The organism is Streptomyces colwelliae (assembly GCF_048158785.1).
Taxonomy (GTDB): domain Bacteria; phylum Actinomycetota; class Actinomycetes; order Streptomycetales; family Streptomycetaceae; genus Streptomyces.
The window spans coordinates 1-12,654 of record NZ_JBLTJC010000309.1; the positions used below are offsets into that span (position 1 = coordinate 1).

A 12,654-nucleotide genomic window follows, 5' to 3' on the forward strand; every position below is an offset into this window, starting at 1 on the left:
CGCGCACCTGGCCCCGGCAGCACCGGCGTTCGAGGTTCCACAATCCATGAACCGTCTGTGGGACTACCGGGGACACGGGGCCGTGTCGGAAGCGTGGGCTCCGGGCGGTCATGCGGGCTTCGATCCCGCCGTGAGGGTCCGGACCGCTCGGGCGAGGTTGTTCTCCAGCTCCTCGCGGGTGTCTCCGGTGCCGACCACGAACGCGTGCCGGTCGCCCGACCTGCGGACCTCCGGCGGGATCACGCCCGCGGGCACGCTGATGTGCACCTCCGCGACGCCGGGCAGCGAGGCGACGAGCTCGGTGCTGATGCCGTGCAGCGGGACCATGCGGTCGAAGGTGACGTACCGGATGCCGGCGACCCTTCTGCGGGGGCCGGCCGGGAGCGGTTCGAGGCCGAGGACGGCGGCGATCATCTGGGCGAAGACGTCCTCGCCGAGGGCCAGGTCCAGCATGTCGCTGATGCGGTCGCCGCCGGGCCGCCCGTGCGACTCGATGAGCCGGGGTCCGGCGGCGGTCAGCATGACCTCGGTGTGCGAGGGCCCGTAGCGGTAGTCCACGGCGTCCAGCACGGCGGTGACCAGCTCGGCGATCGACTCCTCGGCCGCCGGGGCGAGCGTCACGGGCAGGGTGTGCCCGGTCTCCACGAAGTGCGGGGCGCCCGTGGTCGCCTTCTCGGTGACGGCCAGGACGCGGTGACCCTCGGGCGAGGTGACCGCCTCGACGGAGTACTCGGTGCCGGCCAGGAACTCCTCGACCAGGTGGGGCGTGGTGAACTCCGCCGAGCCGGTCACGAAGGCCTCGGCCTCCGCGCGGTCCGCCAGGTACCGCACGCCCGAACTGCCCGTGCCGTCCACCGGCTTGACCACACACGGGAAGCCGATCCGTTCGGTCGCGGGCAGGATCTGCTCCCTGCCGGTGCACAGGGCGTGGGCGACCGGCGCCCCGGCCCGGTCGCCGACCACGGCCCGCAGCCGCGCCTTGTCCTTGAAGGCGGCCAGCGCACCGGGAGGGTTGCCGGGCCAGCCGAGCCGCTCGTTGACCACCGCGGCCGCCGCGCAGCCGAGTTCACCGAAGCCGAAACAGCTGACGGGCGCGGGCAGGTCCAACTCCCGCAGGAGTTCGACGAGTTCACCGGGATCCTCGATCCAGGCGCTGCGCAGCGGCTCGCCGGGCGCGTTGTCCGGCAGGGGTGCGGTGGGGTCGCCGACGACCACCATCGCGCAGCCGAGCTGCACGGCCGCGTCGATGACCCGGTCCCGGGGATTGAGCAGGACCGCCGTCGGGGTGCGGAGGTCGGTGTCCGGTGCGTCAGCCATGCTGGGCCCGCGCTTTCGGTAGGAGGAGACTGGTCAGCGCCGCGCAGAGGGAGAGGGCGACGAGCACCAGCCAGATGCCGCTGCCGCCGCTGAGGGACTGGAGCAGATAGCCGCCCATGCTGGAACCGAGCAGGCTGCCGACCGCGCCGACGGCGCTCATCGTGCCGAGGGCGAGTCCGGTACGGAGCGGCGAACTCGCCCTGACCGCCTGCTCGTCCAGGCTGGGCGAGATCAGCATCTCCGCGAAGGTGACCGGCAGGACGAACACGAACAGCGAGAACCAGCCGGTGAGCGGGATGAACACGGCGTAGGCGAGGGCGAAGGCCAGGAAGCCGGCGAGCAGGAGGGTCCGTGCCTCGGCCCGGCGGAACACGTGGCGCAACAGGGTGTACTGACACAGCACCACCAGTGCGCCGTTGACGATGAAGACGACCGAGATCGCGGCCGTGCTCCCGGTCGTCCGCTCGGCGGTGATGGGCATGACGACGTTGAGCTGGCTGTAGATCGCCCAGTACGCGACGCCGAGCAGACACAGCGGCAGCCACTGCCACAGCCCCCAGCCGGCACCGGCCGCGCGGGCCGCCGTGTCCTTCCCCGGGGTCCGCGGTCCTGGCGATGCCCGCCGCACCGGGCGCACGGTCAGCCGTATGCCGAGCAGCAGGTGGGAGAGCACGCAGGCGCCCAGGATCCAGCCGAAGCCCAGCGGGTACACGAGCGCGCCCAGCGCGGGCCCGGCCACCACACCGATGTTCACGAAGGTCGAACGCAGCGCGAGCATCTCGCGGGGTTCGACGCCGTCCTCGCCGACCAGCAGGGTCTTGACGGACAGGCCGAGCAGCGAGCCGCCGACGCCGATCGCCGCGATGCCGGCGACGAGCGGCACGAGCCGGGTACCGTCGGGGCCGCCCACGCCGAGACCGACGCCCAGCAGCAGATATCCCCCGATACGCAGGGTGAAGCCCGCCGTCAGCACCGACCGGGTGCCGAACCTGTCCACGATCAGCCCGGACACCAGCGAGAAACCCTGGCCGCAGAAGGCGAGCAGTCCGACGAGGAATCCGGTTCGGGCGGCCGGTACGCCCTGTGCGGTGAACTCCAGCGCCAGCAGCGGCAGGAACATGAACGTCGTCAGGCCGGTGAGGAGCACGGTCGTGAGCAGGACGCGTCCGGCCGGCGACATCCGGCGCCAGGTGTTCATGACGCCTCGTCCCCCGGGCCGTCGTCGTCCAGGTGCTCCAGGTTGGCCATCAGCCAGGCCTCGGTCTCCAGCAGCCGTTCCTCCACCTGCTCCGCGTCGGCGCCGGCGACGATCACGAAGCACAGGTGCGAGGTGCTGTTCTGGGCCACGGCGCCGGGCGCGAGCCCCTCGTTGACCTGGTACTCCCGCACCCAGGCGAAAGGCGGCCGTTCCGGAGCGCGGACCGGCCGGCCCTGTGGCAGCACGGAGACCGAGCCGTGCACCTCGGCGGGCGGGCCGGCGGGCGGCGTCTCGACGGGAAGTCCGACCGAGTGGCGCAGCCAGGCGGAGTGGAGGTCGACGCCGTAGGTGGCGCGGGTGAGCGCGGGAATGCGGTTGCCGCCGACCCGGGAGGCGATCTCGCAGAGCACCAATTCGTCGTCCGGGGTGTGGAACACCTCCAGGTGGTAGGCGCCGGCCTCCGGTGTGTCGAAGGCCGCCAGCACCCGGTCGAGGAACTCCTCCAGGCGCCGGGCGAGCGGATCACCGGGGCGCAGTTGCACCGAGCCGTTGTTCTCCCCGGAGAAGACCCCGAGGCAGCTGCGGAGATAGCGGGAGGCGGCCACGAACCGGTAGCCGGGGGCCAGCACCGCGTCGACGTGGCACATCCGGCCCTCGACGAACTCCTCGGCCAGCAGGTCGTCCCGCCAGTGCCGGCGGCTGAACGCGGTCAGGTCGTCCTCGTCGCGCAGGACGACGATGTCGCGCGAGCCACCCTGCTTCACCGGTTTGACGACCACCGGGAAGCCGTTCTCCCCGATGAACCCGGTGAGGTCGGTGAACGTCTCCAGGCGGGCGAAGCGCGGGACGCGCACGGCGGCGCCGGCGACCCGCTTCATCACCGCCTTGTCCCGGAAGGACAGGGCGCTCGCCGCCGACTGGCCCGGGATGCCCAGGTCCGCGCGGATCCGGGCGGCGCGCTCCAGGTCGTACTCGTTGTCCGTGACGAGGTGGGTGAACGGCTGCTCGGCGGCGAGCCGGCGGATCGTCAGTTCCGGGTACGGGACGAACTCGCAGTCCGGTACGTACTCGTAGCGTGCGAGGCCCTCGGTGTTCTTCAGCTCGTTGTGGCTGAACACGTGGAGCCGGTCCGCCACTTCGGGAAGCATGGCCGCGTAGTCGTGCTGGGGGCCGTAGTTGATGACGGCGATCCGGCTCATGCGGCGTTCCTCGGGGAGCTCTGGCCGACCGGGACGACCGGCAGATCGTCCCGGACGTCGTACGGCCTGCGGGCCCAGTGCATCGTGGACCAGGGGCCCGTCATCCGGGACAGGTCGGAAATGGTCCGGGGCCGGTACTCGGGGTCCTGGACGAGCGGGCCGTCGGGCGGGAAGACCCGGTCGACATAGCGGTGTCCGGGGTCGGCCGCGAGGAAGACGACGGGGCCGCCGTCCGGCTCCTGCCGGCGGATGTGCCGGGCGACCTGCCATCCGGCGCCCGCGGAGAGCCCGGCGAAGACGCCGGTGGTGGACAGCAGATGACGGCAACCGGCCGCGGAGACATCGAAGTTGATCCAGTGGATGTCGTCGTAGGCGGTGTAGTCGATGTTGGCGAAGCGGATCCCGCTGCCGATCCCGGCGATGATGAAGCCGTCCAGCGGTATGGCCTCGGAGCCGAAGGAGCGGCTGCCGAAGGGCTGGATCCCGGCCACCCGGACGTCGTTGCTCGACGCCCGCAGATAGCGGCTCATCGCGCTGGTCGACGCTCCGGTGCCGACCCCGCCGACCAGCGTGACCCCCGCCGACCCCAACTCCTTGACCAGGGTGTTCGCGACGCTCTCGTAGCCGATGTAGTGGACGTCGTCGTGGTACTGCTGCATCCAGTACGCGTCCGGGTTCTCCTTCAGGTACGTGTGGACCAGCCGGACCCGGGTCTCCTGGTCGTGCTGGAGGCCGTCGTCGCCGGATGAGGGCACCTGGGTGTAGGTGGCCCCGAGGTACTTGAGCTGGGTGCGGATGGCCGCGTCGACCGCCACGGAGGCGAAGATGTGGCACTTCAGGCCGAACTCACGGCAGACCAGCGCGAGCGCGTGCCCGTAGATACCGCTGGAGCTGTCCACGACGGTCTGCCCCGGGCGGACGACCTCACGGTCCAGCAGGTCCCTGACCGCGGCGCGGACCGAGGTGACCTTCATGACCTCGAACCGCAGCACATGGATGCCGTTCCCCAGGTCTATGAGGTCGGGTTCCGCCAGTTTCTCGGCGAATGATCTGTACAACGCGCTCTCCTGCCCTTCTGCTGCCCCCGCGTCGACACCGTGCGGACGACGACCTACGAAGAGGTCTAGGGGAGGCGGGTCCCGGCGCCCTACCGGCCCGGTCCCGGCGCGTTCCCGTTCGGATCCCGGAGTGTTTCGGGACCGGGCCGGGAGGGTTCCCGGAATGGCCCTGCCGAGGATCACCGGCATGACGACATCCGAAGCCGGGGCATCCGGCGCGATACCAGGACCCCGCCTGCCCGAACCCGTGCCGCTCGTCTCCGAGGCCGTGCTGGAACACGCCCGCCGCCATCCGGAGCGCACAGCGGTGATCTGCGGCGATGAGCGAGTCAGCTACGGCGAACTGGCGGCCGGGGCCGCCGCCGTCGCGCGCGCGATCGCCGCGGACGAGAAGTGCGCGGCCTCCCGCAGAATCGGCGTCGTCTCGCACCGGACGGTGGGAGCCGCCGTCCACGCCCTGGGCATCTGGCTGTCCGGACGCTCGTTCGTCTTCCTCGATCCGGCGGCGCCGCACCGCACCGCCGAGCACATCCGGCGCACCGCGGGACTGTCGGTGGTCGTCGACCCGCGCGAGTGGCCGGCCGAGCCCGCGGGGCCCGCCCCGGCCCCGGCCGCGCCGTACCCGCCGGACGCGGAGGCGTACGTCCTGTTCACCTCCGGCAGCAGCGGCCGGCCGAAGGGCGTCTCCGTCTCCCCGCGGAACCTGGCGCACTCCAACGCCGCCCGGCTCGCGCTGTACGACGGCTTCGGCACCCCGGTCTTCCTGCTGCTGTCCCCGTTCCACTTCGACTCCTCGATGGCCGGGCTCTGGGGCACCCTCGCGGCCGGCGGCACCCTCGTCGTCGCCGGCGAGGACGAACGGCGCGTCCCCCAGGCCGTCCTCGGCCTGATCGCACGGCACCGGGTCACCCACACCCTGACCGTCCCCGGCTTCCACACGGAGCTGCTGCACACGCTCCGCGAGGACGAGCGGCACACGGCGGAGGCGGCCTCGCTGCGGCTGGTGACCAGCGCCGGCGAGGCGCTGCCGCAGAGCGTCGTCGACCAGCACTTCGCGCTGCTGCCCGGCGTGGCCCTCAGCAACGAGTACGGCCCCACCGAGTGCACCGTCTGGTCCACCGCCCGGATCTACGAGAAGCCCGGCCCGACCGGCATCGGCTTCCCGATCCCCGGCACCTCGCTGCGCCTGCTCGACGACCGGCTGCGGCCGGTACCGGCCGGCGCGGTGGGGCAGATCGCCGTCTGCGGCCCCGGGGTCGCCCGGGGCTACGTCGGCGACGAACGGCAGACGGCGGCGAAGTTCGTCGACCTGCCCGCCGGGACCACGGCCGGTCCGCCCGTACGCGCCTACCTCACCGGTGATCTCGGCCGCTGGTCGGACGAGGACGGCCTGGAGTTCGTCGGGCGGCTGGACAACGAGGTGAAGATCCGCGGCGTGCGCGTGCACCTGGAGACGCTGGAGGAGGCGCTGACGGCGCACCCCGACGTCCGGGCCGCCGCGGTGGCGTACGACGCGGAGAACGCCGTCTGCCACGCCTTCGTCGTCGCGGAACCCGGCGCCGAACCGGCCGCCGCCTCGATCCGCGGCTTCCTGGAGACGGAACTCGGCACCGCCGTGGTCCCCGACCGGATCGTCTTCACCGCGGCCCTGCCGCGCACCGCCCACGACAAGACCGACCGGGCCGCGCTGCTGGCTTCCACGGCCCCGCCCGCGGAACGGGAACGGGAGCGGGAGCGAGAACGGGAACGGGAACGGACACCGGAGCAGGCCGCCCGGCCGCCGGAGGACGGCGCCCTCGCCGACCACATCGCCCGCGTCTGGGAGAAGGTCCTCGGCGTACCGGTGGCCTCTTCCGAACAGGACACGTTCTTCTCGCTCGGCGGCAACTCACTGACCGTGATCAGACTCTCCCGGGCACTGGGCGAACTGGCCGGCCGCCCGGTCGGGGTCAAGAACGTCTATCGCTGCGGCACGATCCCCCAGCAGGTGGATCTGTTGTCGCGGCTCTGAGCGACGGGGTTCCCATGTCCGCGTACATCAGACCCAGCAGGCCCCTACCCAGCGGCCCCACCCATGCCGATACCCATGCCGATACCCATGCCGATACCGATGCCGATGCCGGCTCCGGCTCCGGCTCCGTGCTCTGCTTCCCGCACGCCGGCGGCTGTGCCTCGTTCTTCCGGTCGTGGCAGCGACTGCTGCCCGCCGCCCGGGTGCACGCCGTGCAGTACCCCGGGCGCGAGGACCGGTTCGCGGAGCCCGCGCCCGAGAGCCTGTCCGCCCTCGCCCGCGCGGTGACGGAGGAGATCCTGACCGGCGACGAGCGGTACTCCCTGCTGTTCGGGCACAGCATGGGCGCGTACGTCGCCTTCGAGGTGGACCGCCTGCTGCGCGAGGCCGGTGTGCCCACGCCCACCCTGGTGCTGTCCTCGGCGGCGTCGCCCGCGCTGCGGCCACCGGTCCCCTACGAGAAGGACGCCGACGTACTGGCGTACCTCGAACGGTACGAACCGCTGAGCGCGGAACTCCGGGAGGACGAGGAGCTGCTCGGGCTCCTCCTGGAGTACGTCAAGGACGATCTCAGGCTCGTGTCCGGGTACCGGGAACACACCGGGAAGCGCACCGGCGCCCGGCTGGTCAGCGTGGTCGGCGAGCACGACATCCCCGAGATCCGGTCGCGGGCCGGGCGGTGGCGGGACCACGCGGAGGGCGAGTTCGTCCAGGTGGTGAAGCCGGGCGGGCACTTCTACCTGCGTTCGGATCCGCCCGTCGGGCTGATCGCCGCCGAACTGGCCTGCGCCGGGAGTCTCGGCTCCCGTTCCACATGGACTTCCTGAGGGGGAATGCAGCATGCCGTACACCCACACGGGCCCGACCGGGCATCCGGGGGATCTACAGGACCTCGCCGAACTGCGCCGCGAGGCCGGCCGGCTCGTCGACGGGCGGACCTACCGGCACGGCAACCCCTTCGAGCTGTGGCGGCGGATGCGCCAGGCCGCTCCCGTGCTGTGGCACGAGCCCGGCGTCTTCCCCGGCTTCTGGTCGCTGACCCGGCACGACGAGATCAAGGAGGTGCTCAGGGACGCCGACGCGTTCAGTTCCTCGTCCGGCATCCTGCTGCGCCCGCTGTCCCAGGGCGAGGACCCCGGCGGCAACCGCACCCTGGCGCTGTCCGACCCACCCCGCCACCGCGTGCTGCGCGGAGCCGTCGCCGGCTGGTTCGCGCCCAGGAACCTGCGGCAGTTGCAGTCCGCCCTGGACGCCTCGGCGCGGCGGATCGTCGAGGCGGCCGTACGAAAGGGCCGGTTCGACTTCGTGACCGAGGTCGCCGCGCAACTGCCGGTGGAGGTCGTCTGCGCGTTCCTCGGCATTCCGGACGAGGACCGGCCGCTGATCATCGAGTGGTCGACGGACGCCTTCTGCGCCGCCACGGCGGAGGAGCGCAGCCTGGCCCACCTGGAGATCCTGGACTACTTCGGCGATCTGGTGGAGCGCCGCCGGGCCGATCCCGGCGAGGACCTGGTCAGCGTGCTGGCCGGGGTGCGCTACGAAGGCGAACCGCTCCCGCTCGACGAGGTGGTGCTCAACTGCGACAACCTGCTGGTGGGCGGCACGGAGAACGTCCGGCTCGCCATGTCGGGCGGGATGCTGGCGCTCCTGGACCACCCGGACCAGTTCGAGCTGCTGCGCCGGGATTTCGACGGGGTGGTGGAGTCCGCGATCGACGAGATCCTGCGCTGGACGTCGAGCGCCACACACATCGTGCGGCGGGCGACCCGGGACGTGGAGCTCGGCGGCGAGCGGATCCGGCGGGGCGATCTCGTCGTGTGCTGGCTGACGGCGGCCAGCCGCGACCCGGCGCATTTCCCCGACCCCGACAGCTTCGACATCCGGCGGTCCCCGAACCGGCATCTGGCGCTGGGCGCGGGCCCGCACTACTGCGTGGGCACCCAGCTGGCACGGCTGGAGATCCGGGCCGTCCTGCGGGAGTTCTTCGCGCGGGTGGACCGAGCGGTACCGGACGGCCCGGCCGGGCGACTGGAGTCGATCGTGGTCAACGGCTTGCGGACCCTTCCCATCCGTTTGACCTCGGCACATGCCGTTCCCGCCGGTACCGGTCCGGGAACGGGGCGGGAAGGGCTGCGGTGAGCATTCCGACTACGCGAAGCAGGGAAGCGCCGGCGCACCTCATCCGGAACACGCCCGTCCTCGCACCCGCACACACACCCACCGGACTCGCAGAAACAAAGGTGCACGGAATGCGCAGCAAACTGGCCGTACTCGCCGGAATCCTCACCATCGCCCTCGCCTCGGGAATCGGAGCCCTCACGCACGAGGTGTCCGCCCCCGCCACCGGCCACTCCGTCCTGGCCAACGGCACCGGCCCGGGCAGCACCGGCTCCTGACCCGGCCGGAGGCGGCCCCGCTCACCGGCGTACGCCGGTCATCCCGGCGTAGAGCTCGTTCGCGCCGAGCCGGTGCGCGGCCGCCTCCCGTACGTCGCCCATGCCGTCGAGGGCCTCGGCCATCCCCTCGACGGCGTGGGCCACCTCGATCCGGTACTCGATGGCCCCGGCATGGAACCGCGCGCTGCGGTGCAGTTCCAGGGCCTGCTCGAACTCGCCTCTCCGGCAGTGCACCCGCCCGAGGATGTTCTGGACGGTCGCCTGCCGGGTCGCGGTCCCCTTGGAGCGGATCAGGTGCAGGGCCCGTTCCGCGTACCCGACCGACTCGCCGGCGGCACCGAGCCACTGGCTCACGTCCGCGGCGAGCGCCAGCGCGTGCGCGTACTCCTCCGGCATCCGCACCTCGTCGCCGAGTTCCAGGGCGCGTTCCACCACGGCGAGCGCGGCCGGGTGCTCCCCGGCGCCGAGCAGTGCCGCCGTCAGATCGGTCAGCGCCGTGATCTCCTCGGCGCGGGCGCCGAGTTCCCGGCTGAGCTGCACCGCGTGCTCGGCGGCCACCACGGCCTCCTGGTACCGGCCGAGCCAGGTGTACACCGTGCTCAGGCTGCACCAGGCGTACGCGCCCTGTCTGCCGTCGGCCATGTCATGACGCCGTTCGACCGCCTGTTCCAGATAGCCCTGCGCCTCGGGGAAATGACCGAGGCAGCTGTGCAGCAGGCCCAGCAGGCTGAGGCAGACCGCCTCGCCGTTGCGGTCCCCGTGGTCCTTCGCAACGCCCAACGCCTCTTCCGCCACCGGGATCCCGTCCCTGAACCGGCCCAGCCGCCACCACGCGGAGCCCAGATTCGACAGGCTCACCCGGAGCAGCCCGGGATTCCCGAGCCCGCGGGCCGCGGCCACCGCGATCGTCGCCGCCTGCCGGTACTCCTCCAGATAGCTGCGCGAGTTGAGATGGAAGACCAGGTTCCGGGACAGGTGCACGGTCTGGTCGAGGAAGCCCAGCCGCTCGGCGCGCGCGACGGCCGAGAGCAGCGCGCCGTGCTCCCGCTCGAAGAACGACTCCGCCTCGGCGACCTGACGGCCCGACGGCGGCTCGGCCAGCGCCGTACCGCGCGCGTCGCCGGTGCTCCCGTGCGCGGCGGCACCGACGGGCACACGCCCCGGATAGAGGATCCCGCACGCCTGGTCCGTCACCGCCAGGTAGTGGTCGAGCAGTCTCCCGAAGGCGGCCCGCTCCTGTCCGGTGTCGGCGCCCTCCTCCTCGCGGAGCCGCTGCGCGAAGCTGCGCACCAGGTCGTGGAAGGTGTACCGGCCGATCTCGTGCTGCTCGACCAGGTGCATGTCCAGCAGATGCTCCAGCACCTCCTCGGCCTCGGGCGCCCCGGTGTCGAGCAGGGCGGCCGCCGATTCGGTGTCGGTCTCGGCGCCCGGGTGCAGCCCGAGCAGCCGGAACGCCTCGCGCTGCCTCGCGTCCAGTCCGTGGTACGACATCCGCAGGGTGGCCTCGACGCTGCGGTCACCGGACTTCAGCTCGTCGAGCCGGCGGGTCTCGTCCCCGAGCCGGCCCACGAGATGGCCCAGGGTCCACAGCGGCCGGTTGCGCAACCGGGCCGTCGCGATCCGCAGGGCGAGCGGCAGGTTCCCGCACAGGGCCGCCAGCTCCGCCGCCGCCTCCGGCTCACCGAGCACCCGCTCCTCGCCCAGCGCGCCGGTGATCAGCGCGAGGCTGTCCGAGGGCGACATCGTCCCGATGGACATCCACTCGGCCCCGTCGAGACCGATCATGCGGGTACGGCTGGTGAGCAGGCCCAGGGAACCCGGGTGCGAGGGCAGCAGCGGGCGGATCTGCGCGGCGTCCGCCGCGTTGTCCAGCACCAGGAGCACCCGACGGTTGGCCAGTGTGGCCCGCCACAGGGCGACCCGGCCGTCGAGGTCGTCGGGGATCCGCTCCCCCGCCACGCCCAGGGTGCGCAGCAGCGTGCCGATCACCGTGCCGGGCCGCACCGGCTGCTCGCCCGGGGTGAATCCGCGCAGGTCGACGAAGAGCTGTCCGTCCGGGTACCGGTCGGCCAGCCGGTGCGCGCCCCGGACGACGAGCGCGGTCTTGCCGCTGCCTCCCATGCCGTCGACGGCCACGATCCGCACGGCCCCGTCCTGCGGCGGCACGGCGTACTCGAGCAGCCGGGTCAGCTCCCGGTCGCGCCCGGCGAAGTCCGTGAGGTCGTGCGGCAGGGTGCACGGGGCCGCCGCCACCTCGGGCTCGGGTTCACCGGCCGCCGCGGGCTTCGCGGTCGCCGCCGGTACGGCCGCGGGTTCCGCCGGCACCACGTCCGGCACGGCCAGTTCGGGGCTGTCCCGGAGAATGGCCTCGTGCAGCCGGGTCAGCTGGGGGCCGGGTTCGATGCCCAGTTCCTCGACGAGCAGTTCTCTGGCCCTGGCGTACTCGGCCAGTGCCTCGGCCTGCCGCCCCGAGCGGTACAGGGCGAGCATCAACTGCCCGCGAAACGATTCTCCCAACGGATGTTCGGCGACGAGCTCGCGCAGATCGCCGATGAGCTCCCGGCTCTCGCCCAGCGTCAGCCGCAGCTCCATCAGCTGCTCGACGGCGGCCAGCCGGCGCTCCTCCAGCACGACGGAGGCCGCGGCGATCACCGACCCGCCGCCTCCGGGCAGCACGGGGCCGCGCCACAGCACGAGGGCGGTGCGCAGCAGCTCGACGGCCTCGGCGGGGTGGCCCGCCTCCAGCGCGTCCCGTGCCTCGCGCAACCGGTCGGAGAACAGGCTCAGGTCGAGTTGCTCCCGGGCGACGTCCACCCGGTATCCCGGACCGTCGGTGACGATCATCGAAGGCCCGTCCGGGATGCGCTGCCGCAGATCGGCGATCGCCTTGCGCACCTGGTGCGCCGCGGTCGCCGGCGGCTCGTCGTCCCACGCGGCCTCCACCAGCCGCGACACCGGCACCATCCGGCACGGGTCGAGCAGCAGGGTGGTCAGCACCCGCGCCTGGATGGGCCCGCCGAGTCGCAGCCGGACCTCTCCGGCCCTGACCTCCAGCGGCCCCAGGATCGCGAATCTCGCCTCCCCACGCACACCGTCGTCCACTCTGCGTCCCCCTCGGCTCCGCTTTCCGCATGATCGTGTGCATGATCATCGAAATCTACGCGTGGTGATTTTAAGCTGTCACCCGTTCACGGAACGTCAAAAAAACAGAAATGATCTCACGCCGGTAACGAGCCGGTGGACCGCGTTACATCCCGGTTTCCGTTACGTCCGGATGGACACGTAATGGTCAAGACTGCCCACCTCGTCGATCGTCACGCTCTTCGCCCAGCCGATCATCGGCGCCATCTCCGACCGAGGGCGACCCGCACCGTTGACGTGGGCTACCGCGAGGAGGAGGTCGTCACTCGCCGCCTGCCGCGCGGTCACACCGAGGCGCGGCGCAGCAGTTGGGCGTCGAGCGCCGCGCGGGCCG

At 72.2% G+C, this 12,654-nt stretch carries 10 protein-coding genes; 4 read left to right on the plus strand and 6 right to left on the minus strand.

Annotated elements, in window-relative coordinates:
* Window positions 1-108 precede the first annotated feature (108 nt).
* From ACNFOC_RS40700 to ACNFOC_RS40715, 4 genes are read right to left on the minus strand one after another with little or no spacing between them, the layout of a single operon-like run.
* Window positions 109-1,317, minus strand: coding sequence for an ATP-grasp domain-containing protein (locus ACNFOC_RS40700; RefSeq protein WP_416964053.1), 1,209 nt, complete (start codon window positions 1,315-1,317; stop codon window positions 109-111).
* On the minus strand, window positions 1,310-2,515 hold the full coding sequence (locus tag ACNFOC_RS40705) for an MFS transporter (protein ID WP_416964054.1): 1,206 nt from the start codon (window positions 2,513-2,515) through the stop codon (window positions 1,310-1,312). Before ACNFOC_RS40705 ends, ACNFOC_RS40700 begins: the two co-directional genes overlap by 8 nt.
* Complete coding sequence (locus ACNFOC_RS40710) at window positions 2,512-3,714, minus strand: ATP-grasp domain-containing protein (protein WP_416964055.1); 1,203 nt, start codon at window positions 3,712-3,714, stop codon at window positions 2,512-2,514. The genes ACNFOC_RS40705 and ACNFOC_RS40710 overlap by 4 nt, the downstream gene beginning before the upstream one ends.
* Window positions 3,711-4,772: a pyridoxal-phosphate dependent enzyme gene (locus ACNFOC_RS40715; protein ID WP_416964056.1), complete on the minus strand. Its 1,062-nt coding sequence runs from the start codon at window positions 4,770-4,772 to the stop codon at window positions 3,711-3,713. The genes ACNFOC_RS40710 and ACNFOC_RS40715 overlap by 4 nt, the downstream gene beginning before the upstream one ends.
* Before the next feature lie 187 nt (window positions 4,773-4,959).
* On the opposite strand from ACNFOC_RS40715, the gene ACNFOC_RS40720 reads away from it, so the two are divergent.
* From ACNFOC_RS40720 to ACNFOC_RS40735, 4 genes are all read left to right on the plus strand, one after another.
* A complete protein-coding gene (locus ACNFOC_RS40720; RefSeq protein WP_416964057.1) occupies window positions 4,960-6,783 on the plus strand; it encodes a non-ribosomal peptide synthetase in 1,824 nt (607 codons plus the stop codon).
* 14 nt (window positions 6,784-6,797) lie between these two features.
* Complete coding sequence (locus ACNFOC_RS40725) at window positions 6,798-7,610, plus strand: thioesterase II family protein (protein ID WP_416964058.1); 813 nt, start codon at window positions 6,798-6,800, stop codon at window positions 7,608-7,610.
* 13 nt (window positions 7,611-7,623) lie between these two features.
* Window positions 7,624-8,922, plus strand: a complete 1,299-nt coding sequence (locus tag ACNFOC_RS40730) for a cytochrome P450 (protein ID WP_416964059.1) — start codon at window positions 7,624-7,626, stop codon at window positions 8,920-8,922.
* 110 nt (window positions 8,923-9,032) lie between these two features.
* Complete coding sequence (locus tag ACNFOC_RS40735) at window positions 9,033-9,179, plus strand: hypothetical protein (protein ID WP_416964060.1); 147 nt, start codon at window positions 9,033-9,035, stop codon at window positions 9,177-9,179.
* 21 nt (window positions 9,180-9,200) lie between these two features.
* Here ACNFOC_RS40735 and ACNFOC_RS40740 read toward each other — a convergent pair whose 3' ends face one another.
* Window positions 9,201-12,281 (minus strand): AfsR/SARP family transcriptional regulator, encoded by a 3,081-nt coding sequence (locus tag ACNFOC_RS40740; RefSeq protein WP_416964061.1) that lies wholly within the window; start codon window positions 12,279-12,281, stop codon window positions 9,201-9,203.
* Between the two features lie 162 nt (window positions 12,282-12,443).
* Window positions 12,444-12,654 (minus strand): hypothetical protein (locus tag ACNFOC_RS40745; protein ID WP_416964062.1); only part of this gene is annotated, 211 nt, incomplete at its 5' end.